Consider the following 25,924-nt stretch of genomic DNA (forward strand, 5'->3'; position numbering starts at 1 on the left):
GCCGCCGGCCGCGGCATCTGCGCCGCCCACTGCGGCGGTGCAAGGCAATATCGTTGCCTTTCCGCAAGCGGCCGAAAAGCCGGCGCGCCGCTTCGCTTCGCCGTTGGCACGGCGGCTCGCTAGCCAGAACAAACTCGATCTCGCGTTGATCGCCGGCAGCGGCCCGCACGGCCGCATTATTGCCGCCGATGTCAATGCGGCGCTGGTCGCCGGCACGGCGAAAGTGGCAACCGCTGCCGCCGTTGCGCCCTTGCCGAAGCCGACGCTCTCCGACGCGATCATCAAGCAATATTTCGCCCCGGACTCCTTTGACGAAGTGCCGCATGAGGCGATGCGCAAGGCGATCGCGCGGCGGCTTGTCGAGGCGAAAACGACGATCCCGCACTTTTATCTCACGATCGAATGCGAGATCGATGCGCTCTTGAAATTGCGCGGCGAACTCAACAATGCCGCGCCCAAGGCCAAGGACGGCACGCCGGCCTACAAGCTGTCGGTCAACGACATGATCGTCAAGGCGCTGGCTTTGGCGCTGGTCGACGTGCCCGATGCCAATGTCACCTTCCTCGAAAATGCCATGCTCAAGCATCGCCATGCCGATGTCGCGGTGGCTGTGGCGATCCCGGACGGACTCATTACGCCGGTTCTGAAACAGGCGGACCTCATGCCGCTTTCGGCGATCTCCAATACGATGAAAGATTACGCAGTGCGGGCGAAACAGCGGCGGCTGAAGCCGCAGGAATATGAAGGCGGTGTCAGCGCCGTTTCCAACCTCGGCATGTTCGGCATCAAGGAATTCTCAGCCATCATCAACCCGCCGCAATCCTCGATCCTGGCGGTTGGGGCGGGCGAAGCGCGGCCCATCGTGCGCGGCGGCGAGATCGTTGCGGCGACGCTGCTCGGCGCGACGCTCTCTTGCGATCATCGCGCCGTCGACGGCGCGACGGGGGCGCAATTGCTCGCCGCGTTCAAGCACCATATCGAAACCCCGCTGACGCTGCTGGGCATCTAGGATGGCCGGTGCATACGATGTCATCGTCATCGGCGGCGGCCCGGGCGGCTATGTCGCGGCGATCCGCGCGGCGCAGCTTGGCCTGAAGACCGCGGTCGTCGAGCGCGAGCATCTGGGCGGCATCTGTCTCAACTGGGGCTGTATCCCGACCAAAGCGCTGTTGCGCTCGGCCGAGATTTTTCATTATGCGCAGCACGCCAAGGATTACGGCCTCAGAATCGAGGGCAAGATCGGCTATGACATCGAGGCGGTGAAAGACCGCTCGCGCAAAATCTCGGCGCAACTCAACGCCGGCGTCGGCTTTCTGCTCAAGAAGAACAAGGTCGATGTCATTTGGGGCGAAGCGCAACTGACGAAGCCCGGCGAAGTCACTGTCGCCAAGGCGTCGAGACCCGCGCATCAGCCGCAGGCGGCCCTGCCGAAAGGTCTGCTGGGCGAGGGCACGTATCAGACCAAGCATGTCATTGTCGCGACCGGCGCGCGGCCGCGCGTGTTGCCGGGGCTTGAGCCGGACGGCAAGCTGATCTGGACCTATTTCGAAGCGATGATGCCGGATGCAATGCCGAAGAGCCTGATCGTTGTCGGCTCGGGCGCAATCGGCGTCGAATTCGCCTCATTCTATCGCGACTTCGGTACCGATGTGACGTTGATCGAAGTGCTGCCGCGCATCCTGCCGGCCGAAGATGCGGAGATTGCCGGCCTCGCGCATAAGCGCTTCGAGAAGCGCGGCATCAAAATCCTCACCGGTACCAAAATCGTGAAGGCCGAGAAGAGCGCCGACGGCGTCATCGCCACCGCGCAGGACGCGAACGGCAAGACGCAGACCTTGAAGGCCGAGCGGCTGATCTCCGCCGTCGGCGTCATAGGCAATATCGAGAACCTCGGCCTCGAAAATCTCGGCGTGAAGACCGAGCGCGGCATCATCCTCGCGGATGGCCTGGGCCGCACCAATGTGCCGGGCATTTATGCGATCGGCGATGTCGCCGGACCGCCCATGCTGGCGCATAAGGCGGAGCACGAGGGCGTCATTTGTGTCGAGGCCATTGCCGGCGGCCATCCGCATCCGCTCGACCGGGACATGATCCCCGGCTGCACCTATTGCCATCCGCAAATCGCCTCGGTCGGCCTGACCGAGGAGAAAGCCAAAGCGGCAGGCTATCAGCTCAAGATCGGCCGTTTCCCCTTCATCGGCAACGGCAAGGCAATCGCACTGGGCGAACCTGAGGGCCTGACCAAGACGATCTTCGACGCCGCGACGGGCCGGCTCCTGGGCGCCCATATGATTGGCGCCGAAGTCACGGAACTCATTCAGGGTTTCGTCGTCGCCATGAATTGCGAAACGACCGAGGCGGAGCTGGTCAACACAATCTTCCCGCATCCGACTTTGTCGGAAACCCTGCACGAAAGTGTACTCGACGCCTACGGCCGCGCCATCCATATATAAGCATCGGACCGAAAAGTGCTTTGCGGTTTTCGGATAATCCGATGCGGTGAAAAATACAGGCGATGGCCTGGAGAGTGTGATGACTTTAGTGGACGCGCCCAAAGCGCCTGCCCGCCATCCCGAAAAAGCGCATCGGCCAGATCAGCCGGGAGCGAAGAAGCCGGATTGGATCCGCGTTAAGGCGCCGGGTTCTCAGGCTTGGCGCGATACGGCCGCCGTCGTGAAGGCGCACCGGCTCGTGACCGTCTGCGAGGAGGCCGGCTGCCCGAATATCGGCGAGTGCTGGGAAAAAAAGCACGCGACCTTCATGATTCTCGGCGATACCTGCACCCGCGCCTGCGCCTTCTGCAATGTGAAGACGGGGCTGCCCGGCACCATCAATCCGCATGAGCCGGCGCAGGTGGCCGCGGCGGTTGCCAAATTGAACCTCGCGCATGTGGTTGTCACCTCGGTCGATCGCGACGATCTCGACGACGGCGGCGCCGCGCATTTTGCCGCGGTGATCGGCGCCGTTCGCGGCGCAAGTCCGGCGACGACGATCGAGGTCCTGACGCCGGATTTCCTGCGCAAGCCCGGCGCGCTCGAGATCGTGATCGAAGCTGCACCCGATGTCTTCAATCACAATCTCGAAACCGTGCCGTCGAAATATCTAAGCGTGCGGCCAGGCGCGCGTTATTTTCATTCGGTACGGCTGTTGCAGCGCGCGAAGGAGCTCGCGCCGCAGCTCTTTACCAAGTCCGGCATCATGGTCGGCCTTGGCGAAACGCGCGACGAGATTTTGCAGCTCATGGACGATCTGCGTAGCGCCGAGGTCGATTTCCTCACCATCGGCCAATATCTCCAGCCGACGCGCAAGCATCACCCGGTGATTTCGTTTCCGACGCCGGACGAATTCAAAGCTCTTGAGGCAATCGCCTATGCCAAGGGCTTTCTGATGGTCTCGGCGTCGCCGCTGACCCGCTCGTCCTATCACGCGGCGGAAGATTTCGCTAAGCTGAAGGCTGCGCGGACGAGTCGGCGGCCAGAGTGAGCCGCAGCCGCGAGACACGTGTTTTTTGATCGGAACCGATGCCCAGTTTTCGCACGAGCCGCGTTGTCCCGCATTCCGCCAAGGCGATGTTCGACCTTGTCGCGGATGTCGAAGCCTATCCGAAATTTCTGCCGCTCTGCCGCGCCTTGAGCGTGCAGCGCCGCGAAACGCTGCCGGATGGCCGCATCCGGCTCGTCGCCGATATGGAAGTCGGCTACAAAGCCATCCGCGAGCGTTTCACCAGCCGCGTGACTTGCGATCCGCAGACGCTCGAAATTTTCGTCGAATATATCGATGGGCCGTTCCGGCAGCTCGAGAACCGCTGGCATTTCGTTGCGCAGAGCGAACGCTCGTGCAAAGTCGAGTTCGATATTTCCTACGAGTTCCGGAGCCGCGCTTTGGCGATGCTGGTCGGCGGTATGTTCGAGACGGCCTTCCGCAAATTTGCCGAGGCTTTTGAAAGCCGCGCCGATCTTGTCTACGGGCGCTCTTAGATCCCGATGATTTCGGATCGTATCGATTCTCATAGTTTAGAGCGGGGTTTTTGCGAAAAACCGTGGGCACTTTTTCGCATCCCGCTCTAGCCCGAGACGCCGAGCAGCAAATCGAGTGCGGTCTCGACCGAGGCGAGGCGCACATCGCTGCGGCCGATGTCGCCGAAGCGCCTTTCGAGCGTTGCGATCGTCCCGGCGCGCCCATAGCCGAAATAGACAAGCCCGACCGGCTTTTCCGCCGAGCCGCCGTCGGGTCCGGCAATGCCGGTCACCGACAGCGCGACGCGCGCCGCTGCGTGGCGCAGCGCGCCGTCCGCCATGGCCGCCGCGACTTCGGCGCTCACCGCACCGAACCGCGCGATCAGATCGGTCGCGACGCCGAGGTTCTCCACCTTGGCCCTATTGGAATAGGTGACGTAGCCGCGTTCGAAGACGTCGGACGATCCAGGAATTTCGGTGATGAGCCCGGCGAGGAGACCACCGGTGCAGGATTCGGCGGTGACGAGCCTCAGTCCGCGCTCGCGATAGAGCGCGAGAAGCGCCGTCGCGCGCTGGCGCAAATAAGCAGAAAACATAACGTCCCGCCGTTTGGGTCGCGGCCATTTGGCACGAACGGCCGCGGCGCATCAAGGCGAAGCCGGCGGTGCCTCAGATCGAATAGCTGAAGGAATCGTAGGCGAGCTTGCTCAAGATCTGGTCCATGTTGCGCGCCGGCTCGGGACAGCCGGCGGTGCCGACGAGCTTGGCCGGAACGCCGGCGACCGTCGAATTGGCCGGCACCGGGTTCAGCACGACCGATCCGGCCGCGACGCGGGCGCAGGGTCCGACATCGATATTGCCGAGGATTTTGGCGCCGGCGCCGATCATCGTGCCGCGCTTGATCTTGGGGTGGCGGTCGCCGGTCTGCTTGCCGCTGCCGCCCAGCGTCACGTTCTGCAGGATCGAGACATTGTCCTCGATTGCGGTCGTCTCGCCGACGACAAAGCCCGTCGCGTGATCGAGGAAAATGCCGCGGCCGAAACGCGCCGCCGGATGAATATCCGTCTGGAACAATTCGGACGAACGGCTTTGCAGGTAAAGGGCGAGATCGCGCTGGTTGGTATTCCAGAGATAATGCGCCAGCCGGTGCGTCTCGATAGCGTGAAAGCCCTTGTAATAGAGCAGCGGCTCGATCAATCGCGCGGTGGCCGGGTCGCGATCGACGACGGCGGCAATATCAGCGCGGAAGGCCTTGCCGATTTCGGGATCATCGCGCAGCGCCGCGGTAAAGGCATCGATGATGAGATCGGTCGAGACCGTGCCGTTGGCGAGCCGCAACGCAATGCGGTGGATCACCGCCTGCTCGAAGGTGTCGCGGTTGATGATCGCCGTGAGGATCAGCGTTGCGAGGATCGGCTCGCGCGCGAGCGCTTCCGCCGCCTCCTGGCGCAGGCGCTCCCAAAGATTGTCGTCCGAGAAGACGTGCCGCAGCGGCGGCAGCGGGGCAGGGGATACGAGCATCACACGCGCTTTCTCGGATGCCATAGGCGAAATCCCGGTTAACGACAACTGCGAAGGCTTTGCCGGCGAAGCTCAATCATTCGGCTGCCTGCGCAAACGTCAGAGCCGCGGCAAAGCCGCGATTGAGATCGGCAATATTATCAAAATATTTAAAGTCGACCGACAAGCGGACGTAATCATCCGAGACCTCGGTTGCAACCTGCGCCGACAATTGCGAATGGGGCGTCGTTGCCGTATGGATCACCTACGGCATAATGAAGCGCATCGGGCTCGGGCAGGGCTGGTAAAGCGCCGACGTTGACGCAAGTTTGAGGTGATGGCCACAGAGCGGCCTCTTTATCACCGCATTCCGCGCCCACGGCTTGTGTCGGTTAACGGGGAGTCCTTCGATGCAATCGAAATTTCTGAATCTGGCCGCGGTTGGCTTTGGTGTGGCCGCTGCGCTTGCCTTTACGCCGGCGGCGCAGGCGCATGAATATGGTCATCATCACCATCATTATCGCGCGGCCTATAATGCGCGTCCGCTGACGGTCACGAAGCACCATCACCGTTACTATGAAGCGCCCGTCGCGGCGGCGGCGCCGGATCCTTGGCATGGCCCGGCCCCGATCATCACCGGCCCGAATTATGTTGCCGCGACCATTGTCAGCCTGCCGTTCCGGGCTGCCAATACGATCTTCCCGGCCTATGGCGATCCGGCCACTAACCCGCTCATCCTCGTCGGCGCGCCTATCCATGTCGCTGCCCAGGTCGCGGAATTTCCGTTCTATGCGGTCGGCACGGTCTTCGGCGCCCCGCCGCCCATCACGTATTGATGCGATCGGCATAAGAGGGTTGCCGCCACGCGGCGACCCTCCGTGCGGCGCCCCTCAGACAGGGATGGGCAGCGCCGTCTCGGCCTTGATGCTTTCCAGCGCGAAGCGGGACGTGACCTTCTTCAGCGGCAAAGTCTCAATCAATCTTTTGTAGAAGGCATCGAAGCTCTTCGTATCGGCGACGACGACCTTCAAAAGATAATCGACATCGCCGGCCATCCGATAAATATCGAGCACTTCATCCATCGCCGAGAGCGCCTTGGCGAAACGGTCGAGCTTTTCGTGCGCGTGTTCGCCGACTTCGACCGTGACGAAGACCGTGATTCCGAGGCCGATTTTCGCGGGATCGAGTAAAGCGATCCGGCGGCGGATGACGCCTTCAGCTTCGAGCTTCTGGATGCGCTTCCAGCAAGGCGTTTGCGAGAGCCCGACCTTGGCCGCAATGGCGGCAATCGACAAGCTTCCGTCCGTCTGGACGATTTGCAGAATTTTTCGGTCGATCGCGTCCATAATCTTCTCCACCTTCGGGCGCGCTCAAGATAATCCTGCTTGAATCTACTTACTACATGAAAATTATAGAAAGAATGATCGGCCGCTGATCGCAAAGGCTTTTCCCCGATAGCCTAGGGACTTCCCGTCAATCGCGGAGGCCGTTCCCCGTTGCGCTCGCGGCGCAAGTCTGTTGATTAAGGCGCATGACCTCGCTCCCCCCCGAATCCCCCAAAACCTTCGCCGATCTTCGCAGCCTGCTAAGAAATCTGCCACCAGCCGCCGAGACATGCGCCGCCGCGGCACGGGCGCGGCAAGCCGAATTGACCAAGCCCGCGGGATCGCTCGGCCGCCTCGAGGAGATCGCCGAATTTCTCGCCCGCTGGCAGGGCCGCGATAGGCCGGCGCTCGACCGGGCGCTGGTGCTCATCTTCGCCGGCAATCATGGAATTGTGGCGCAGGGCGTCTCGGCCTATCCGGCGTCGGTCACGCAGGCGATGGTCGATAATTTTGCCGCCGGCGGTGCGGCCATCAATCAAATCTGCAAGACCTTCGCGCTCGACCTGAAAGTGGTGCCGCTCGATCTCGCCACCGCGACCGAGGATTTTACGCAAGCGCCGGCGATGGATGAGGCGACGACGGTTGCTTATTTCGCCCGCGGCATGGCGAGCCTGCCGGCCGATGCCGATCTCGTCGCCATTGGCGAAATGGGCATCGGCAATACGACGAGCGCCGCCGCCGTCTATGCCGCGCTTTACGGTGGGGTTGCCGCCTATTGGGCGGGCCGTGGCACGGGGCTCGACGATGCAGGCCTGGCGCGCAAGATCGCTGCGATCGAGGCGGCGCTCGCCCGCCACGCCGCACATCTTTCCGAGCCTCTCGACGTGCTGCGCCGGTTCGGCGGCCGCGAGATCGCCGCCATGGCCGGCACCATGGTCGCCGCGCGGCGGGCCGGCATTCCGGTTTTGCTCGACGGCTATGTCGCCTGCGCCGCCGCGGCGGTGCTTCATGCGCAGAATCCGGAGCTGATCGCGCATTGCCTCGCCGGCCATAAATCGGTTGAGGGCGCCCATGCCGACGTTTTGGCGCGCCTCGGCAAAAAGCCATTGCTCGAACTCGGCATGCGGCTTGGCGAAGCCAGCGGCGCGGCGCTCGCGGCGGGCCTCGTCAAAGCGGCGCTCGCCTGCCACAACGGCATGGCGACCTTTGCCGAGGCGCAGGTGGCGGAAAAGAGCGGAGACGGGCGGGCGTGACCCCTTGACGGCGGCATGGCTGGCACGGTTAGGCTCACGTCGCGCCCGTCGCTTCTTTATCCCCCAGAGGCCGCATGCAGGTCGCCCTCAGAGCTGTCATGACTGCGGCGCTGCTCGCCGCCGCGGCAGCGGCGCGTGCCGATGACCTCTGTTACGGGTCGGCCTTTCTGCCTGAAGGTAACCCGATTTACGAATTCCAGCTGACGGCGCATAAATCCAAAACGCCGCAAGCCTTTGCCGCGCGGCTTTCGATTTCCGCGCGCGCGCCGGGCATCGTCTATTCCACGCGCGGCGCAGCCCTCGCGCTCCAAAGCAAGGTCGGTGAAACCGATATCGATATCTTCTTCGACGTCGCAACCGGCGGCTTGATTCCGACGCGCCTCAAGGCGGGCGTCTATTACCCGACGACGATCGCCAATCCTCCGCGCGTCGTCATCCAGGGCCCGTTCGGCCAGATCGAAGGGCAGGCCGCGCGGCCCGATCCCAATCTCCACGATGTCTACGCCGATTTCACGCTCAGCCGGGACCAATTGCGAGCGTTCACGCCGGGTGCGAGGCTCGATCTTGCGGTCAACGATGCCGGCGATGCGACATTGCTGGAAAGCGGCACCTTCGACATCGCGGATTTGGCGACGCTCCGAGCCTTGGCGAAATCGGCCGCCGAAAACCTCGACCTCCATTGCACGCCGATGCCCGACGACGGCCTGCCGTTCTAGATCACATTTATGATTTCGGATCGTTCGATCCGAAATCATAAATGTGATCGATTCTCATCTGTTTAGAGCGGGATTTTTTGCGAAAAACCGCTGACACTTTTTCGCATCCCGCTCTAACGGGGCTGCAGAAGCCAGAGGCTTTCGCGCGCCGGGCAGAGGCCTTTCAACCCGCCCTCGACGTCGCGGCTTTCGAGATTGGCGAGGCGATAGGCGTCTTCATAGAGGCGCCGTATCTCGCTTTCGTCCACCGAAAAGGGCGGTCCGTCCATGCGCGATTGATCATAGTCGAAGGTGATCACGATCTGCGGCGCGCCGCCCGTGATGGCGCGCAGATGCGCGGCGTAACGCGTGCGGGTCGCCGCGGGCAGGGCAACGAGCGCGGCGCGGTCATACACTGCATCGACGCGCCCCAGCACTTCGCGATCGAGCGTGAAAATGTCTCCCGCGAAGATCGTCAGCCCCTCCGCTTCATGTCTTTGCAGCGCTCCGGCCGGCGAAATGCGCGGCACAAGCCCGAGTTCGGCGAACAATTGTTCGACAGCAAGCGGGCTCAATTCCGCCCCCGCGACTCGAAAGCCGTTCGCGCGCAGCCAATGGATATCGCGCGTCTTGCCGCACAGCGGCAGGAAGAGGCGCGCACCTTGAGGCAAGCCAAGGGCCGGCAGATGGCGCGTGAGCAAGGAATTGGGCTCGGCCTGATGGAACCCGATCTCGCCCTGCTGCCATCTGCGGTGCCAGAAATCTGCGTCCATGGTCTATCGGCCTCGCGCCCACGTTAGGGTCGGCTTGCAGCAATGTACCTAAAGCGGCAGGCGCACCGTCGCGATGGCGAGCGCCGCCATGCCTTCTTCGCGGCCGGTGAAGCCGAGCTGTTCCGATGTCGTCGCCTTCACCGCGACGCGGTCGAGCGAGATGCCCATGATCTCGGCGAGGTTCTTGCGGATCGCCTCGCGGTGCGGGCCGATCTTCGGCCGCTCGCAGACGAGCGTCGCATCGACATGGGCGAGCATGCCGCCGCGCTTGCGCAGATGATCGACGGCGGCGGCGAGAAAGATCGACGAGGCTGCGCCGCGCCATTTGGAATCGGACGGCGGGAAGTGGCTGCCGATATCGCCGTCGCCGAGCGCACCGAAAATCGCGTCGGTGATCGCATGGCTCAGCACATCGGCGTCGGAATGGCCGACGAGCCCATGGTCGTGCGGAATCTTGACGCCACCAAGCCAGACATGATCGCCGGGGCCAAAGGCGTGAACGTCGTAACCTTGCCCCATGCGCACGTCTTCGAGGCTACGCGCGAGTTTGGCTTCGGCCAGAGCGATATCGTCCGCGGTGGTGATCTTCATATTCTCCTGCTCGCCTTCAAACACATAAACCGGGTGGCCCGCCCATTCCACGATCGCCGCATCGTCGGTCAAGCCCTGCTGCCCCGCGGCGGCGGCCTTGCGATGCGCCGCGAGGATGAGGTCGAAACGGAATGCCTGCGGCGTCTGCACCGTGCGCAGCCGCTCGCGCGGCGGGGTGGCGACGATGCGGCCTTCGCGATCGATTTGCTTGACCGTATCGGTCAGCGCAAGCCCCGGCACGGCGGCGCCATGTGCCACCGCAGCGTCATGGGCGCGGACGATCAAGGCATGGCTCGGAAACGGGCGGGCGCCGTCATGGATCAGCACGATTTCGGGCGCGGCGAGCGCTTGAAGGGCGTCGAGCCCGTTTAAGACGCTGATCTGCCGGGTCTCGCCGCCATAGGCCGGCGGCAGCAAGCGCTTCAGGAAATCCTGCGGCAATCCCGTCAAAGCTTGCCGGTAAAGCGCCATGTCGTCGGGATGGATCGCCGCGAGCACGCGGGCCGCCGGCGCCGCCTTCAGCAAGGCAAAGAGCGTATGCGCCAAAAGGGGCTTGCCCGCGAGAGGGCGATATTGTTTGGGTATTCCGCCTCCCACGCGTGTGCCGCGTCCCGCCGCCACCACCAAAATCGCGAGATTGGCCGTTTCATTCATGGTGGGGTCGGTTTCCGGAGGGGCGGGCGGGCCGATCTCCTGTCGCTTTTTGAGGCGCCCGTCAATTGCGCGCCAAAACTTAGGCTTGGCGTGCAAGTCCTTGTTGCCGCGATGCACAAACTGTTTATAGTGCGCGTTTGACTAAAGTATAAGCATGTATCAAACTGATGAAATGTTAGGCAATCCGGCGTCGGAATTTGCGGTCGGCGCCCTCAAACTGCCCGGCCGCGCCTTTCTGGCGCCAATGGCCGGTGTCACCGATCTCGGCATGCGCCGCGCGGCGCAGCGGTTTGGCGCGGCGCTGACGGTGACCGAAATGCTGGATGCCGATTTTTATCTCGGCCGCGATCCCGCCGCCGCTTTGCGCGCCGAAGGGGCGGGACTGCGGCATCATGTTATCCAGATCGCCGGCTGCCGGGCCGAGACGATGGCGGAAGGGGCGCGTCGCGCCGAGGCTGCGGGCGCCGCGATGATCGATATCAACATGGGCTGCCCGGCGAAGCGGGTGACCGGCGGCTTCGCCGGCTCGGCGCTGATGCGTGACCTCGACCTGGCGGTGAGCCTCATCCGCGCCGTTGTCGGCGCCGTCAACGTGCCGGTTTCGGTGAAGATGCGGCTCGGCTGGGACATGCATTCGCTCAATGCGCCGGAATTGGCGCGCCGCGCCGAGGCGGAGGGCGTCGCAATGCTCACGGTCCATGGCCGTAGCCGCTGCCAATTCTACCAAGGCAAAGCCGATTGGGCGGCGATCGGCCGCGTGAGACAGGCGACATCCTTGCCCGTCGTCGCCAATGGTGACTGCACCAGCCTCGCGGAGGCGGACGAAATGCTGCGGCTTTCCGGCGCCGACGCGGTCATGATCGGCCGCGCCGCGATCGGCCGGCCGTGGTTCGTCGGCGCCGTCGCGCGCCATTTGGCTGGATTGCCGCAGGCGCCGGGTCCCGATGCGGCGACCCGGCTTGCCGTCGCGCGCGGCCATTATCGCACCTTGCTCGAGCTGATGGGCACGGAGCACGGCCTGCGCCATGCGCGCAAACATCTCGCCGGCTATGCAGCGCATGCGCCGCGGCCGGATGCGGCCCTGCGCCACCGGCTTATCACCAGTGAAAATCCGGCGGACGTTGAATCCCTTCTCGAAATTCTATTTGAATCCGAAGAACCGGCGGTTGCGGCATGAGCGCTAAGAGATCGATGCAAAGCGTCCGCGGGCGGCGCGATCCGCAGAGAGCGGGCGAAGAAGCCTTTCGCGACACGACGAAATTGTTGAACGCACTCCCGCATCCCGTGCTCGCCATCGCGCCGGATGGGTTCGTCATCGAAGCGAATACGGCATCCGAATCCTTCTTTGGCATCAGCCGTTCGATCTTGCTGCAGCAGACGCTCGCCCATCTTCTGCCACGCGATTCCGTCCTGCTTGCGCTCGTCGAGCATGTGAAGGCGAAAAACTCCGCCATCACCGAATATCGCGTCGACCTCGGCATTCCGCGGCTGGCGACGGAGAAACTGGTCGATCTTTTCGTCACCCCCGTCTCGGATTTCGAAGAAGGCGTGCTGGTGATGATCCAGGAACGGGCGATGGCCGAAAAAATGGATCGCCAGCTCACCCATCGCGGCGCAGCCCGTTCCGTCTCGGGCATGGCGGCCATGCTCGGCCATGAGATCAAGAATCCGCTGTCGGGCATTCGCGGCGCAGCGCAGTTGCTGGAGATCAGCGCAACCGATTCCGATCGCGCCCTGACGCGGCTGATCTGCGCCGAAACCGACCGGATCGTGAAGCTTGTCGATCGCATGGAAGCCTTCTCCGACAGCCGGCCGCTGGAGCGCGAAAGCGTCAATATCCACACCGTCCTCGATCACGTGAAGCGCATCGCCCATGCGGGCTTTGGCCGCCACATCCGCTTCACCGAAAACTATGATCCGTCGCTGCCGCCAGTGCTCGGCAATCGGGATCAACTCGTCCAGATTTTTCTAAACCTCGTTAAGAATGCCGCCGAAGCGATCGGCGAGGCCGCCGAAGACGGCGAGATCGAGCTCTCGACCGCGTTTCGTCCCGGCGTCCGGCTGAAATTGCCGAACTCCGACCGCTCGGTGAATCTGCCGCTGCAATTTTGCGTCCGCGACAATGGGCCGGGCGTACCGGCGGAGATTCGGCAGCATTTGTTCGAACCTTTCGTCACAACCAAGACTTCGGGAAGTGGCCTCGGACTTGCACTGGTTGCCAAACTCATTGGCGATCATGGTGGAACCATCGAATGCGAGTCGCAGCCGCGCCGGACGATATTCAAAGTGTTGATGCCGATGTACGCGCCGCTGGACGGCCGCAGCGACAAAAAGATTTAGAGAAGGACTGGCTCTCCGGAGCCCTTAGGAGCAAAGCCGCAATGGGAGGCAATATCCTCGTCGCCGATGATGACGCCGCGATCAGGACGGTGTTGAGCCAGGCGTTGACGCGCGTCGGTTACGAGGTACGCACGACGGGCAATGCCGCGACTCTTTGGCGCTGGGTGCAGGCGGGCGAGGGCGATCTCGTCATCACCGATGTGGTGATGCCGGACGACAATGCCTTCGAGATCTTGCCGCGTATCAAGAAGCTGCGGCCCGAACTGCCGATCATCGTCATGAGCGCGCAGAACACGTTTATGACGGCGATCAAGGCCTCCGAGCGCGGCGCTTACGATTACCTGCCGAAACCCTTCGATCTGCGCGAACTCGTCAGTATCGTCGGGCGCGCCATGAGCGAGCCGAAGACGCGCGCGCGGCCGGAGCAACAGGTTGATCTCGAAGGCATGCCCCTCGTCGGCCGGTCGCCGGCGATGCAGGAAATCTATCGCGTTCTGGCGCGCCTGATGCAGACCGATCTGACGGTGATGATCACCGGCGAATCCGGCACCGGCAAAGAGCTGGTCGCCCGTGCGCTGCACGATTACGGCAAGCGCAAGACCGGCCCCTTCGTCGCGATCAACATGGCGGCGATCCCGCGTGATCTGATCGAAAGCGAACTCTTCGGCCATGAGAAGGGCGCCTTCACCGGCGCCAATCAGCGCTCGGCCGGACGCTTCGAACAGGCCGAAGGCGGCACGCTCTTCCTCGATGAAATCGGCGATATGCCGATGGAAGCGCAGACGCGGCTGTTACGCGTCCTGCAGCAGGGCGAATATACGACGGTCGGCGGCCGCACGCCGATCAAGACCAACGTGCGCATCATCGCCGCGACCAACAAAGATCTGCGCAATCTGATCCAGCAAGGCCTGTTCCGCGAGGATTTGTTCTTCCGGCTCAACGTCGTGCCGCTGCGGCTGCCGCCGCTGCGCGAGCGCGCCGAAGACATTCCCGACCTCGTCTATCATTTCTTCTCGCTCGCCGCGGCGGAAGGCCTGCCGCTGAAACATGTCGAGCAGCCGGCCTTGGAACGACTGAAGCGCCACCGCTGGCCGGGCAACATCCGCGAACTTGAAAACCTCGTGCGCCGGCTTGCCGCGCTTTATCCGCAGGAATCGATCAGTGAACAATTGATCGATGCCGAACTCTCGGCCGAAGCGGCGCCCTTCCTGTCCGGCTTCGGACAACGGGCCGGCGCCGACGAGAGGGTGCGAGACCCGGACCGCACCGAAGGCTTGGCTGCGGCGGTCGAGCGGCATTTGAACGAATTGTTCCGTGCCCATGGCGATGCCCTGCCGCCGCCCGGCATCTATCATCGCGTTTTGCGGGAACTCGAATATCCCTTGATCTCGGCGGTTCTCGCCGCAACCCGCGGCAATCAGATCAAAGCGGCGGAGCTTCTCGGCCTCAACCGCAATACGCTGCGCAAGAAGGTCAAGGACTTGGATATCAAGCTGATGCGCTTGCCGCGCTAGATTTGGCTGCCTTTCGCGCCAGTCGTCGCCCCGGAAATGTCGTAATTCTGCAACAGCGTCACCCAAGCGCAACGTCGGTGTCTGCGGCACTTGTGTTATTTACGCGCGGGATGAAACGGCCTGCCGGGCGCGCCCGCCTGGACCGGAGCCTTAAGCAGAGAATTGGATGAGCGAAGCAACCCATGCGCTCGAGCCGAACGCGCCGCGCAAGACGCCGCGGCGGCAGATTCTCGGCCGGGCCGCGGTCGTCCTGGCCATCGTCGCGGCGCTGACCAGCTTTCTGATCTTCGCCGGCTATGTGCCGCAGATCCCGCCGACCGACAACGTCGTCGTCACGCTCTTCGTTATCAACCTCGTCTGCATTCTCGTGCTCGTCGGCTTCGTGATGGTCGAGGCCTGGACGATCATCGCGGCACGGCGGCGGCAAGCCGCAGGGGCGCGGCTGCATTTGCGCATCGTCGGCCTCTTCTCGGCTATTGCGATCGTGCCGGCGATCCTGATGGCTTTCGTCGGCTCGGTGACTCTCGATCGTAGCTTGAATCCTGTGTTTTTACGCGACGTGCGCGGGTTCATTTTGCGGACCGGCGAGGCGGCGCGCTTCTTTCAGGAAGGGCAGTGCCGGGTTCTGCTGCGCGAGGCGCAGCTGACTGCTTCGGATCTCGACAGCGGCGAATCGATGTTCAAGTCCGACCGGCAATTGTTTCATAAGTTCTTCGCCTCGCGCGTCGAAGCGCTGGGCTTCGGCGCCGCGGCGATGATCCATCCGGATGGCAAGATCGACGACAAAGTTGTCGCGGCGGGCCGCGACGGCGCGCCGATCGTGCAGCCCAAACCTAATGATTTCAACGATGCGCGGGCAAGCGAGCCATTGTGCATGATCCTCGACGAGGGACGCACCTTCGTCGCGCTGCGCAAGCTCGACGGCTTCGGCGGGGATGCCTTTCTTTATGTCGCGCGGCCGGTCGGGCCGTTCGGCGTCGAATTCGCGCGCCAGGCGACGCGGCTCATCACCTTCTACGACATGTTCGATGCCTACCGGCACCGAATCCAGATCGCCTTTGCGACCATGTATGTGCTGATCGCTCTGGTGATGCTGCTGGCGGCAACCTGGGTCGGCCTCTCGTTTGCCAATAGTCTGGTGGCGCCGATCCGCCGCCTGATCACCGCCGCCGACGAGGTCGGCTCCGGCAATCTCGACGTCCATGTTGCGGTCAATCCGTCCGAGGGCGATCTCAGCCATCTCGGCGAAACCTTCAACAAGATGACGTCGGAAATCCGCCTGCAGCAGAACCGGTTGATTGCTGCCAGCGCGCTGATCGACGAGCGGCGCCTGTTTACCGAGGCGGTTTTGTCCGGCGTGCCGGTCGCGGTGATCGGCGTCGGCGGCAACGGTCGGATCACCGTCGTCAATCCGTCCGCCGAGAGGCTCATTCCGCACGAGGACGGCCAAGGCCCCGTGGGCCAGCCGATCGATGCGGTTCTGCCGGAAGTGATGCCGGTGCTCGAAGACGCACGCAACTCGAGCGGCCGGCTGTCGCGCGGCCAGATTTCGGTCAATCGCGGCGGCCGCGAACGCACCTTCAATCTGCTCGTGACCACCGAGCCGGGCGGCAGGACGGAAAAAAATTTCGTCGTCACGCTCGACGACATCACCGATCTCGTCACCGCGCAGCGCACGGCGGCCTGGGCCGATGTCGCCCGCCGCATTGCGCACGAGATCAAGAACCCGCTGACACCGATCCAGCTTTCGGCCGAGCGATTGAAGCGCAAATACGGCCGACTGGTCGTCGATGACCGGGATATTTTCGATCAGTGCATCGATACGATCGTCCGCCAGGTCGACGACATCAAACGCATGGTCGACGAATTCTCGGCCTTCGCTCGCATGCCGCGGGCCCGCCTCGTCCCCGACGACGTGACCGAATGTCTGCGACATGTGATTTTTCTGATGCGCGTCGGCCATCCGGACATCGAATTTGCCGACGATCTGCCGCAGGAGCCGGTGATTGCCGATTTCGACCGGCGGCTGCTGTCGCAGGCGGTCGCCAATATCACCAAGAATGCCACCGAGGGGATCGCGGCGCAGGCGGAGATCGAGCCGCCGCTAAAAGGGAGGATTTCGATTTCCTTGGATGTCACGCCCGAGGGGCTTGTCGAAATTTTCGTGGCCGATAATGGTAAGGGCTTTCCGAAGGAAAACCGGCACCGTCTGCTCGAACCTTATATGACGACGCGGGCCGAAGGCACCGGCCTTGGTTTGCCGATCGTCGCCAAAATCCTTGAGGATCATGGCGGCGGCATTGAATTGCTCGATGCGCCGGGCGGGCGTGGCGCCTGCGTCCGGCTTTATTTCCCGAAGGGTGACACTGCGCACCGCGCGGTCGAGTCATCCGAAGAAAAACGTTCGACTGCCGTCGTTGAAAGCGCCAAATGACAGGGCCAAAAGCGAGAGAGCTTGAATCTTGATGCCAAGCGACATTCTCATCGTTGATGACGAGGCTGACATCCGCGACATCGTTTCGGGCATTTTGTCCGACGAGGGTCACGGAACGCGCACCGCAAAGAACGCCGAGGAGGCGCTCGCCGCGATCGAGGCGCGGCGGCCGCATCTCGCCTTTCTCGACATTTGGCTGCAGGGCTCGCATCTCGACGGCCTGCAGCTTCTGCAATTGGTGAAAACGGCGCACCCGACCCTGCCGGTCGTCATGATCTCGGGCCACGGCAATATCGAGACGGCCGTCTCGGCGATCAAAATGGGCGCCTATGATTTCATCGAAAAACCGTTCAAGGCGGACCGGCTTGTGCTCGTCGCCGAGCGGGCGCTCGAAGCCTCGCGTCTGAAGCGCGAACTGAGTGAATTGCGTACGCGTACCGGCGCTGCCAATCGCATCGTCGGCAAGTCGAGCACCATCCATCAATTGCATCAGGTGATTAGCCGGGTCGCCCCGGCCAATTCCCGCGTGCTGATTACCGGCGCGCCGGGCTCCGGCAAGGAGCTTGCCGCGCGCAGCATTCACGATGCCTCGCCCCGCGCCAATGGTCCGTTCGTCGTCATCAACTCTGCGACCATCACGCCGGAGATGATGGAGATCGAGCTTTTCGGCGTCGAGAGCAAGGATGGGCAGCAGAGCCGCAAGGTCGGGGCGCTGGAAGAGGCGCATGGCGGCACGCTCTATCTCGACGAGATCGCCGACATGCCGAAGGAGACGCAGGGGAAGATCCTGCGGGTTTTGGTCGACCAGAATTTTCTTCGCGTCAACGGCACGACGCGCGTCAGTGTCGACGTGCGCATCCTGTCGTCGAGTTCGCGCGACCTGCCGAAGCTCATTGCCGAAGGCGCCTTGCGCGAGGATTTGTTCCATCGCCTGTCGGTCGTACCGATCAGGGTGCCGTCGCTCTCCGAGCATCGCGAGGACATTCCGGAGCTGATCGATTTCTTCATGGAGCAGATTTCGGCGACGACCGGTCTGCCGAAGCGCAAGATCGCCGATGAGGCGATGGCCGTCCTGCAATCGCACGACTGGCCGGGCAACATCCGCCAGCTCCGCAACAATGTCGAGCGGTTGATGATTCTCGCGGCGGGCGATCCGAACACGGAACTGACCTCCGACATGCTGCCCTCGGAGATCGGCGCTTTGGTGCCGTCGACGCCGAACGGCTCGGGCGGCGAAAAGTTGATGAGCCTGCCGCTGCGCGACGCGCGCGAAGTCTTCGAACGCGAATATCTGATCGCGCAGATCAACCGCTTCGGCGGCAATATTTCGCGTACCGCTGAATTCATCGGCATGGAGCGCTCGGCGCTGCATCGCAAGTTGAAGTCACTCGGGATCGATTGAGGCGGGGGCAGGGTGGGGCGCATCGCATATGTGAATGGGCGGTATGTGCCGCAGGCCCAGGCGATGGTCGCGATCGAAGATCGCGGCTATCAGCTGGGTGACGGCGTTTATGAGGTCTGCGAAATCCGCGGCGGCGCGCTGATCGACGAAGCGCGTCATCTCGCGCGGCTCGAGCGTTCCCTTGGCGAATTGCGGATGGCATCGCCGCTCGCGCCGGGCGCGCTGACGCATGTGCTGCGCGAGGTCATGACGCGTAACCGGGTGCAAGACGGCTATGTTTATATCCAGGTGACGCGCGGCGTGGCGCCGCGCGACCATGCCTTTCCAGTGCCGGCCGTGCGGCCGAGCCTGGTCGTCACCGCGAAGGCGGTCGATCCGGCCAAGGGAGCGGCTCTGGCCGCCAAAGGCATCAAGGTGATCTCGCTGCCCGACATTCGCTGGAAACGCCCTGATATCAAAACGATAGATCTGCTTCCCAATGTCCTGGCGCGGCAGGCGGCGAAAGAGCAGGGCGCTTACGAAGCCTGGCTGATCGATGCCGACGGCATGGTGACCGAAGGCGCCGCCTCGAATGCCTGGATCGTGAAGGACAAGACGATCATCACCCATCAGGTCGACCGATCGATCCTGCGCGGCGTAACGCGGACCACTCTGCTCGACCTGATCGCCGCCAAGGGCTTTCGGGTGGAGGAGCGGCGTTTCAGCCTCGAGGAGGCCAAAGCCGCGACAGAGGCTTTCATCACCGGCGCGACGACGCTGGTCATGCCGGTCATCGCCATCGACGATGTGGTGGTCGCCGACGGCAGGCCGGGCGGGCTGGCCACAAGCCTGCGTGCGCAGTTTCATAATTTTGCTAGGGCAACACCCTAGAAGGAGGCGGGAAACGGCTTAGAAACTGACCTGCGGCGCTCGGGAGAAAGTCCCTCTTGCAGCTTTGCCGCGGCCTGGGTCTAATGCAAATGATCGGCCTTTGGCTAAAGCCAAGCTGCCGGCCGGTCCACCTCGTGGCCTTTTATCTGATCGCGGGTCGCGTTTCTGTCTGCGGCCTCAAGAAAAGAACTGGAACAAAAAATGGCGGCCGAACGCACGCAAAACTTACAAGATACTTTTCTCAACTTCGTTCGGAAGAACAAAATCCCTCTCACCATTTTCCTCGTCAATGGTGTCAAGCTGCAAGGCGTCGTGACGTGGTTCGATAATTTCTGTGTCTTGCTGCGCCGTGATGGCCATTCGCAGCTCGTCTATAAGCACGCGATTTCGACCATCATGCCGGGACATCCGATCCAGATGTTCGAGCCTGGCGAAGAAACGCCGGCAGGCTCGTGACGGCGCGCGAAACGGACGCGAAGATTATTCCAGGCAAGGCGCCGGGCGGCGTTGAGACCGGCGCCGGACGTACGCGGGCCCTGGTCATCGGGCCCTATCTTCATGCGCGTCCGCCGCGCCACGCCACACCAGCGCAGGGAGGCGGCAACAGCCGTTCGCCGGAGGCGCGGATCGCGGAAGCGCGCGGCCTCGCCCAGGCGATCGACGTCGATGTCGTCGACGCGCTGATCGTCACGCTCGGCCAAATCCGCCCCGCGACCTATCTCGGCCAAGGCAAGGTCGAGGACATCGCGGCTCGGACCAAGACCGAGGACATCGACCTCGTCATCATGGATTGCGCGCTCTCGCCGGTGCAGCAGCGCAATCTCGAAAAAGCTTTTGCCGCCAAAGTCATCGACCGCACGGGACTGATTCTCGAAATTTTCGGCCGCCGCGCGCTGACTCGCGAAGGTACGCTGCAAGTTGAACTCGCCCATTTGACCTATCAAAAATCACGCCTGGTGCGGTCTTGGACCCATCTCGAACGCCAGCGCGGCGGCTTCGGTTTTTTGGGCGGCCCGGGCGAAACCCAAATCGAGACCGATCGGCGGTTGATCCAGGAGCGCATCGCCCGGATCGAGCGCGAGCTTGAAAAGGTGAAGAAGACGCGCGGCCTGCATCGCAAGAGCCGGCGCTCCGTTCCCTATCCGGTCGTCGCCCTCGTTGGCTACACGAACGCCGGCAAATCGACCTTGTTCAATCGGTTGACGCGGGCGGGCGTCGTGGCTGAAGACATGCTGTTTGCGACGCTCGACCCGACGTTGCGAGCCCTCAAACTGCCGCGCGGCAGCGAAATCATCCTGTCCGATACGGTGGGCTTCATCTCCGACCTGCCGACCATGCTGATTGCCGCCTTCAAGGCGACGCTCGAAGAAGTCCTCGAAGCCGACATTATCCTGCACGTCCGCGATATCGCGCACGAGGACAGTGAAGCGCAGCGCGCTGACGTCGACGCGGTGCTGGCCGAGCTCGGTATCGATGTCCAGAAGCCCGGCCGTCTGCTCGAAGTCTGGAACAAAATCGATGCGGTCGATTCCGAACGCGGCCTCGCGCTGCTTAATGCGGCGCGGCGCCAGCCGCCGAACAATCGGCCGGTTCTGATCTCAGCTTTGACGGGGCAGGGCGTCGACGATCTCTTGTCGCGGATCGAGACGCTGCTCGGCGCCGAGCGCGTGATCCTTGATCTTTCGCTCGATGCGGGCGACGGGCAGGGGCGCCATTGGCTTTACGAACACAGCGAAGTCTTAAGCCGCAGCGATGGCACGGAGGGGCGTCTGTTGCTGACCGTCAGCGTCCCGCCGGCTCTGGCCGAGACGGTGCGGCGGCGATTTATCGAAATCCCAAGGCGGGCGCGCGCAGCGCGGCAATGACCGGCGCCAGGCGCAGGCCGGCTTATCTCGCGCTTTATGCCTCTTGCGCTTTGGCTTCGTTCCAGAGCGCATCCATTTCGGCAAGGCTAACCGTGCCGAGTTTCCGGCCGCTCCGCCCGATCGCGCTTTCGATATAGGCGAAGCGGCGCAGAAATTTTTGGTTCGTGCCGCGGATCGCCGCTTCCGGGTCGGCGCCGACATGGCGCGCAAGATTGGCGACGGCGAACAGAAGATCGCCGATCTCATCCTGGATGGCCGCCGATTCCCTGGCTTCGAGCGCCGCTTCGATCTCCGCCGTCTCTTCGCGGATCTTATCGAGCACCAATCGCGCATCGTTCCAGTCGAACCCGACGGTTGCGGCCTTGCTTTGCAGCTTGACCGCGCGGGTCAGGCCGGGCAGGGCAACGGGCACGCCCGCGAGTAAGCGTCCCTCGCTCTCGCTTGCGCCGCGCGCCGCCTTCTCCTGCGCCTTGATTTCGGCCCAGAGACCTTTGACGTCATCAGGCGAGATATCGCGCTTGTCGCCGAAAACATGCGGATGACGGCGGATCATCTTCGCGGTGATGGCCTCAACGACATCACCGAAATCGAATGCGCCTTGTTCCTGCGCCATGCGCGCATGAAAAACGACCTGAAGGAGCAGATCGCCAAGTTCATCCTTGAGATCGACCAGATCGCCGTGTGCGATGGCGTCGGCGACCTCATAGGCTTCCTCGATCGTGTAAGGCGCGATGGTCGCAAAAGTCTGTTCGAGATCCCAGGGAGAGCCGCTCCGCGGCGTCCGCAGCGCCGCCATGATCTCAAGGAGCCGGGTGATATCGCGCGACGTCTGCATGGGCGGTCAAATAAAACGGCGCGAGGTGAACCTCGCGCCGCGGGTGATCATCAATTGAGCCTGGGCTCAGGCGAGGGCGATCGACAAGGCCTCACGGCCTTTCGGCGTATCGACGACCCGCATCGTCACCGGCTGGCCTTCGGCGAGATGATGAACCCCAGAGGGGCCGAGAATCGAGATATGCACGAATACGTCCTTGCCGCCGTCGTTCGACTGAACGAAGCCAAAGCCTTTGTTGTCGTCGAACCATTTGACTGTGCCGCTGACCTCAATCGCGGTCGACGGGTCAGGATGGCGGCGCGGCGGGCGGGCCTCGTTAAAACGCGGCGCCGGGGCGCGTTCGGCGGCGCCGGCCGTGTCGACCTCGAGCACGCGGGTGACCTGCGCGCCCTTAGCGCCCGTGCCGACATAGACTTTCAACTTGGCGCCGGGTGGAACCGTCTCATAGCCGGCGTTCTGCAGCGCGCCGATATGCAGAAAGGCGTCGCCCGTGCCGTTGCTCAATTCGACAAAGCCGAAACCCTTGTCGCCCTTGAACCACTTGACGACCGCATCGACCGGAACGCCGCCGGCTGCGGGGGGTGGCGGTGCCATGTCGGGGCCACCAAATCCGCCGCCGAAAGAAGGCCTCGAATGCCGGCTGGAACGCGGCGAATCGTAGGACATCGGGCCATCATCGTCAAAACCGCGCTTCTTAGGCCCGCGAAAATCTTTACCTTTGCTCATGAGATGCCTATTCTAAACATTCAAATCTGGACGCGCTGCTCGGCCGAACAGCGCCGCAGCAGGCCGATCGCTCCTCAGGTAATTCAGACACACTTGAAGACGAGTGCCAAAACACTCGTTCACAATGCGCGCTCTGAGCTGGTCCAGAAATGCCGACAGTCCCGCCTTTCACGTATTGATAACAGATATTCCAGTCTCTTGGCTACCGCTTTTGCGCCAAAGTATGACGCCACTGTCTATTTCCGACCAAGCTCCGTTTAAGCTGATGCCAGGGCGCCGCATAAAAAGCTATAAAATTCAGGGCCCTAAAGAGGGAGCTGCCCACTGCGCACAATTGTGTCAGAATCCTGCTAGAAAGGCGCCTTGTCAGCCTTCTTGAAATCCGTCGTCACGTTGCCGGAGAGATCGATATTTTCCGGGTTTAGCTCCATGACCGGCGCTCCGGGCGAAAGATCGAATTTATCGAGGTCCGCCCAGATGAGGTTCGGCGCCGTCGAGAGTTCGAAGAAATAGCGCCGGTCGGTGAGGTCGATCGCCGTGCGATATTCGGTGTTGTAGACTCCGAACTGATGATAGGGCGCTCCGAACGGGACTGAGGCGTTACGCGCGATCGCCAGGATGCCGGCAATCGCCTGACGCTGGTCTTTCGGCTCCGGCAACATCGCCGCGAAATAGGACGCGCGCTGGAATCGGTCGCGCGGATTGACGTTGCCGGGCAGCGGGATTTCGTCATTGGGATGCGAAAAATCGAATTTCTTGAGCAAGGCGAGCTGCTGATCGTAGCTCGGATCATTGGTCATCACCCGGTATTGGCGGCCGTGATGGATCAACGGCTTGCCGGCGACATATTCGACGATCGCGGAATCGCCGCTGGCGTCTTCGAGCGCCAGATGCACCGTCGCCTGGTGGCCGTGCGCCTGCGCCGGCCTGATCTGAATCTTATCGAGCAGGGCAAGCGCCTCGTCGACGTTGGCGGCATTGTCGACGAGATATTGCAGCCAGAGCCCGGCATGGACCGCGGGCTTGCTCGGGTCGCGCGGACCGAAATCGGTGGCTTGGAGATAGAGCATGTGTCCGGCAAGGCCACGCTCGTTGAGGCTGTCGGCGGTGCCGATCCCATAGATCGTGACGCCGATGCTTCCGTATCGGGAGGTCCAGATCGCCGGGTTGACCGTCTCGGTCTGGTGCGCACCAACATAACCGCCATTATGGGTCAGTCCGCGCGGAAACACCGTCAAGATGGGCTCGGTCGATTCCGGCCAGTCCATGGTGCGGCCCGCGACGACCGCGAGCTTATTGGTATTCCAAAGGATCCGCGTGCAGGTTTGCGCGGGCAGCCCGGCGGCAGCGAGCCCAAGCAGCGCGGCTCCCATACCGAAAGCGATCGTCTTGCGAGTCATGGCGCAATTTGACTGCGCCGATCTGGAGACGCCTTGATCTGGATCAGGGCGATTTCCGGCTTATTGAGCCGCACCCGTGATTCGCATAATCAATATTATGGAACTTCGCATTATCGTCGGGTTGTGCGGCGGAAAACCCGGCCTTGGCGCATCAAAGCGCGATTCGCATGCCGTCGTAAGCTGGCTCGACATGCGCCGGCAGTTTGTGGCGGAGCTGCTCGAAATCGAGATCGGTGTGGAGATTGGTCAGGATGGCGCGCTCTGGACGCAGGGTCTCGATCCATCCCAAAGTTTCCGGAACGGAGAAATGGCTCGGATGCGGCGTATAGCGCAAGGCATCCACGATCCAGAGCTTTAGCCCGCGCAAATGCGCTTCGCTTTCCGGCGGAATGGCGTTGAGGTCCGGCGTATAGGCAAAATCGCCGATACGGAAACCGAGCGCGTCGATCTCGCCATGGTTCAGCCGGAACGGCAGGAATGTGATGTCGCCGCCAGGACCGCCGATTGTCACGGGATGGCCGGACTTGAGGCGCTTGTCGTTCAGCAGCGGCGGGTAAAAGCTGCCGGCTGGCGTCTCGAAAATATAGCCGAAATGGCTGCGCACGACGGCCGCGGTGGCGGCATCCATATAAAGGTCGATGCGCCGCTTGTGCATGATGACGAGCGGCCGCACTTCGTCGATCCCATGCGTGTGATCGGCATGGGCATGGGTCAGCAAAATGCCATCCAGCCGATCGATGTCGAGATCGAGCAACTGCGCGCGCAAGTCCGGGCCCATGTCGATCAGGACCTGTGTCCTGGCGCCTTCGGCATTTGTTTGTTCGACGAAGAGCGCGCAGCGGCGGCGCCGGTTTTTCGAATTTTTGGGATCGCAAGCGCCCCAGCCCTGGCCGATGCGCGGCACGCCGGCGGACGAGCCGCAGCCAAGGATGGTGACGGCAAGTTTCATGCGGCCGGAGCTGCTGCCGGTGCCGGCATTTTAGAGAAGAGCCGCAGGACATTGGCGCTGGTCAGCGCGCCGAGCTCCGCCGGCGTCAGGCCCTTAATCTCGGCAATCACTTTTGCCGTCTCGGCAACAAAGGCGGGTTCGTTGCGCTTGCCGCGATAAGGGACGGGCGCGAGGAACGGCGCATCGGTTTCGACGAGCAGCCGGTCGTTCGGCACGTCGCGGGCGATGGCACGCAGCTCGCTCGAATTCTTGAAGGTCGCTATGCCGGAAAAAGAGATGGAGAGGCCGAGCGCCAGACCGGCTTCGGCCAATTTGCGCGTTGAGGTGAAGCAGTGCAGAACGGCCTTGAAAGCGCCCTTCCCCATTTCATCCTCGAGAATAGCCGCCATGTCGTCATCGGCGTCGCGCGCATGGATGACGAGCGGCAGGCCGGTTTCACGCGCCGCCGCGATATGGGTGCGAAACACCTGCGCGGCGAGATCGCGCGGCGTGTCGTCATAATGATAATCGAGGCCCGCCTCGCCGATGCCGACGCATTTCTCGTATTGTGCCAGCGCAACGAGGTCGGCGACCGAAACCTGCTCGTCCTTGGCATTCATCGGATGCGTGCCGACGGTGCAGAAGACATCGTCATAGGCCTCCGCCAGCGCGCGGATTTCGGCGAATTTCGAGACTGAAGTCGAAATCGTGATCATGCGCTTGACGTCGGCGGCGCGCGCCCGCGCAACCACCGCGTCGCGTTCGGCCGCGAAGTCGGGGAAATCGAGATGGCAGTGCGAGTCGATCAGCATGTCAATCTTTTCAAGCGCATTTCATCTGAAACGCATCGGATTTGTCCGACA

At 62.7% G+C, this 25,924-nt stretch carries 26 protein-coding genes; 15 read left to right on the forward strand and 11 right to left on the reverse strand.

The genetic code is table 11. The annotated features are described in order from the left end of the window. The 4 genes from Q0025_RS00755 to Q0025_RS00770 all read left to right on the forward strand — a co-directional run. The coding region (locus tag Q0025_RS00755; protein ID WP_297295085.1) for a 2-oxo acid dehydrogenase subunit E2 at positions 1-1,009 on the forward strand (1,009 nt) is incomplete at its 5' end. Between the two features lies 1 nt (position 1,010). Then, on the forward strand, positions 1,011-2,453 hold the full coding sequence (gene lpdA / locus Q0025_RS00760; RefSeq protein ID WP_297295086.1) for a dihydrolipoyl dehydrogenase: 1,443 nt from the start codon (positions 1,011-1,013) through the stop codon (positions 2,451-2,453). A gap of 67 nt (positions 2,454-2,520) precedes the next feature. Continuing rightward, positions 2,521-3,483, forward strand: a complete 963-nt coding sequence (gene lipA / locus Q0025_RS00765; RefSeq protein ID WP_297295200.1) for a lipoyl synthase — start codon at positions 2,521-2,523, stop codon at positions 3,481-3,483. Positions 3,484-3,521: 38 nt separating this feature from the next. Then, positions 3,522-3,977, forward strand: a complete 456-nt coding sequence (locus Q0025_RS00770) for a type II toxin-antitoxin system RatA family toxin (protein ID WP_297295087.1) — start codon at positions 3,522-3,524, stop codon at positions 3,975-3,977. Positions 3,978-4,063: 86 nt separating this feature from the next. On the opposite strand, the gene Q0025_RS00775 is transcribed toward Q0025_RS00770, so the two are convergent. The 3 genes from Q0025_RS00775 to Q0025_RS00785 form a co-directional block, all read right to left on the reverse strand. After that, positions 4,064-4,552, reverse strand: a complete 489-nt coding sequence (locus tag Q0025_RS00775) for a CinA family protein (RefSeq protein ID WP_297295088.1) — start codon at positions 4,550-4,552, stop codon at positions 4,064-4,066. Positions 4,553-4,625: 73 nt separating this feature from the next. Next, positions 4,626-5,477 carry a serine O-acetyltransferase gene (gene cysE, locus Q0025_RS00780; RefSeq protein WP_297295089.1) on the reverse strand — a complete coding sequence of 284 codons (852 nt, stop codon included), beginning with the start codon at positions 5,475-5,477 and terminating at the stop codon, positions 4,626-4,628. A gap of 76 nt (positions 5,478-5,553) precedes the next feature. Beyond that, positions 5,554-5,721: a hypothetical protein gene (locus Q0025_RS00785; RefSeq protein ID WP_297295090.1), complete on the reverse strand. Its 168-nt coding sequence runs from the start codon at positions 5,719-5,721 to the stop codon at positions 5,554-5,556. Positions 5,722-5,866: 145 nt separating this feature from the next. Between Q0025_RS00785 and Q0025_RS00790 the strand changes: the two genes are divergently transcribed. Then, positions 5,867-6,292, forward strand: coding sequence for a hypothetical protein (locus tag Q0025_RS00790; protein ID WP_297295091.1), 426 nt, complete (start codon positions 5,867-5,869; stop codon positions 6,290-6,292). A gap of 54 nt (positions 6,293-6,346) precedes the next feature. Here the strand turns inward: Q0025_RS00790 and Q0025_RS00795 are convergent, their stop codons facing one another. Continuing rightward, the gene (locus tag Q0025_RS00795; RefSeq protein ID WP_297295092.1) at positions 6,347-6,802 is read right to left on the reverse strand and encodes an Lrp/AsnC family transcriptional regulator; all 456 of its coding nucleotides are present in this window, start codon (positions 6,800-6,802) and stop codon (positions 6,347-6,349) included. Between the two features lie 185 nt (positions 6,803-6,987). On the opposite strand from Q0025_RS00795, the gene cobT reads away from it, so the two are divergent. Both cobT and Q0025_RS00805 read left to right on the forward strand, forming a co-directional pair. Further along, the gene (gene cobT, locus Q0025_RS00800) at positions 6,988-8,034 is read left to right on the forward strand and encodes a nicotinate-nucleotide--dimethylbenzimidazole phosphoribosyltransferase (protein ID WP_297295093.1); all 1,047 of its coding nucleotides are present in this window, start codon (positions 6,988-6,990) and stop codon (positions 8,032-8,034) included. A gap of 98 nt (positions 8,035-8,132) precedes the next feature. After that, positions 8,133-8,750, forward strand: coding sequence for a hypothetical protein (locus Q0025_RS00805; protein WP_297295094.1), 618 nt, complete (start codon positions 8,133-8,135; stop codon positions 8,748-8,750). 113 nt (positions 8,751-8,863) lie between these two features. Here the strand turns inward: Q0025_RS00805 and tmpT are convergent, their stop codons facing one another. After that, positions 8,864-9,502 carry a thiopurine S-methyltransferase gene (gene tmpT / locus Q0025_RS00810; protein ID WP_297295095.1) on the reverse strand — a complete coding sequence of 213 codons (639 nt, stop codon included), beginning with the start codon at positions 9,500-9,502 and terminating at the stop codon, positions 8,864-8,866. Between the two features lie 48 nt (positions 9,503-9,550). Next, positions 9,551-10,747: a bifunctional 2-C-methyl-D-erythritol 4-phosphate cytidylyltransferase/2-C-methyl-D-erythritol 2,4-cyclodiphosphate synthase gene (locus Q0025_RS00815; RefSeq protein WP_297295096.1), complete on the reverse strand. Its 1,197-nt coding sequence runs from the start codon at positions 10,745-10,747 to the stop codon at positions 9,551-9,553. A gap of 154 nt (positions 10,748-10,901) precedes the next feature. On the opposite strand from Q0025_RS00815, the gene dusB reads away from it, so the two are divergent. The 8 genes from dusB to hflX all read left to right on the forward strand — a co-directional run bounded on the left by dusB (position 10,902) and on the right by hflX (position 21,172). Next, positions 10,902-11,924, forward strand: a complete 1,023-nt coding sequence (gene dusB / locus Q0025_RS00820) for a tRNA dihydrouridine synthase DusB (protein WP_297295097.1) — start codon at positions 10,902-10,904, stop codon at positions 11,922-11,924. Between the two features lie 14 nt (positions 11,925-11,938). Beyond that, positions 11,939-13,087 carry an ATP-binding protein gene (locus Q0025_RS00825; protein ID WP_297295098.1) on the forward strand — a complete coding sequence of 383 codons (1,149 nt, stop codon included), beginning with the start codon at positions 11,939-11,941 and terminating at the stop codon, positions 13,085-13,087. 41 nt (positions 13,088-13,128) lie between these two features. Beyond that, positions 13,129-14,601 carry a nitrogen regulation protein NR(I) gene (gene ntrC / locus Q0025_RS00830; RefSeq protein ID WP_297295099.1) on the forward strand — a complete coding sequence of 491 codons (1,473 nt, stop codon included), beginning with the start codon at positions 13,129-13,131 and terminating at the stop codon, positions 14,599-14,601. 166 nt (positions 14,602-14,767) lie between these two features. Then, positions 14,768-17,035 carry a PAS domain-containing sensor histidine kinase gene (locus Q0025_RS00835; protein WP_297295100.1) on the forward strand — a complete coding sequence of 756 codons (2,268 nt, stop codon included), beginning with the start codon at positions 14,768-14,770 and terminating at the stop codon, positions 17,033-17,035. Positions 17,036-17,066: 31 nt separating this feature from the next. Then, on the forward strand, positions 17,067-18,437 hold the full coding sequence (locus tag Q0025_RS00840) for a sigma-54 dependent transcriptional regulator (protein WP_297295101.1): 1,371 nt from the start codon (positions 17,067-17,069) through the stop codon (positions 18,435-18,437). 12 nt (positions 18,438-18,449) lie between these two features. After that, positions 18,450-19,307 (forward strand): D-amino-acid transaminase, encoded by an 858-nt coding sequence (locus Q0025_RS00845; protein WP_297295102.1) that lies wholly within the window; start codon positions 18,450-18,452, stop codon positions 19,305-19,307. A 201-nt stretch (positions 19,308-19,508) separates the two neighbouring features. Further along, on the forward strand, positions 19,509-19,763 hold the full coding sequence (hfq, locus tag Q0025_RS00850; RefSeq protein ID WP_297295103.1) for an RNA chaperone Hfq: 255 nt from the start codon (positions 19,509-19,511) through the stop codon (positions 19,761-19,763). Between the two features lie 26 nt (positions 19,764-19,789). Further along, on the forward strand, positions 19,790-21,172 hold the full coding sequence (gene hflX / locus Q0025_RS00855; RefSeq protein ID WP_297295202.1) for a GTPase HflX: 1,383 nt from the start codon (positions 19,790-19,792) through the stop codon (positions 21,170-21,172). 34 nt (positions 21,173-21,206) lie between these two features. On the opposite strand, the gene mazG is transcribed toward hflX, so the two are convergent. From mazG to Q0025_RS00880, 5 genes are all read right to left on the reverse strand, one after another. Beyond that, positions 21,207-22,007 carry a nucleoside triphosphate pyrophosphohydrolase gene (gene mazG, locus Q0025_RS00860; protein WP_297295104.1) on the reverse strand — a complete coding sequence of 267 codons (801 nt, stop codon included), beginning with the start codon at positions 22,005-22,007 and terminating at the stop codon, positions 21,207-21,209. Between the two features lie 66 nt (positions 22,008-22,073). Further along, complete coding sequence (locus Q0025_RS00865; RefSeq protein ID WP_297295105.1) at positions 22,074-22,733, reverse strand: cold-shock protein; 660 nt, start codon at positions 22,731-22,733, stop codon at positions 22,074-22,076. A 350-nt stretch (positions 22,734-23,083) separates the two neighbouring features. Beyond that, a complete protein-coding gene (locus Q0025_RS00870) occupies positions 23,084-24,133 on the reverse strand; it encodes a linear amide C-N hydrolase (RefSeq protein WP_297295106.1) in 1,050 nt (349 codons plus the stop codon). 151 nt (positions 24,134-24,284) lie between these two features. Then, the gene (locus tag Q0025_RS00875; protein ID WP_297295107.1) at positions 24,285-25,082 is read right to left on the reverse strand and encodes an MBL fold metallo-hydrolase; all 798 of its coding nucleotides are present in this window, start codon (positions 25,080-25,082) and stop codon (positions 24,285-24,287) included. Then, positions 25,079-25,873: a TatD family hydrolase gene (locus tag Q0025_RS00880; RefSeq protein WP_297295108.1), complete on the reverse strand. Its 795-nt coding sequence runs from the start codon at positions 25,871-25,873 to the stop codon at positions 25,079-25,081. Before Q0025_RS00880 ends, Q0025_RS00875 begins: the two co-directional genes overlap by 4 nt. Positions 25,874-25,924: the final 51 nt, after the last annotated feature.

Origin of the sequence: uncultured Methylovirgula sp., from assembly GCF_947646745.1 — a bacterium.
GTDB lineage: Bacteria > Pseudomonadota > Alphaproteobacteria > Rhizobiales > Beijerinckiaceae > Methylovirgula.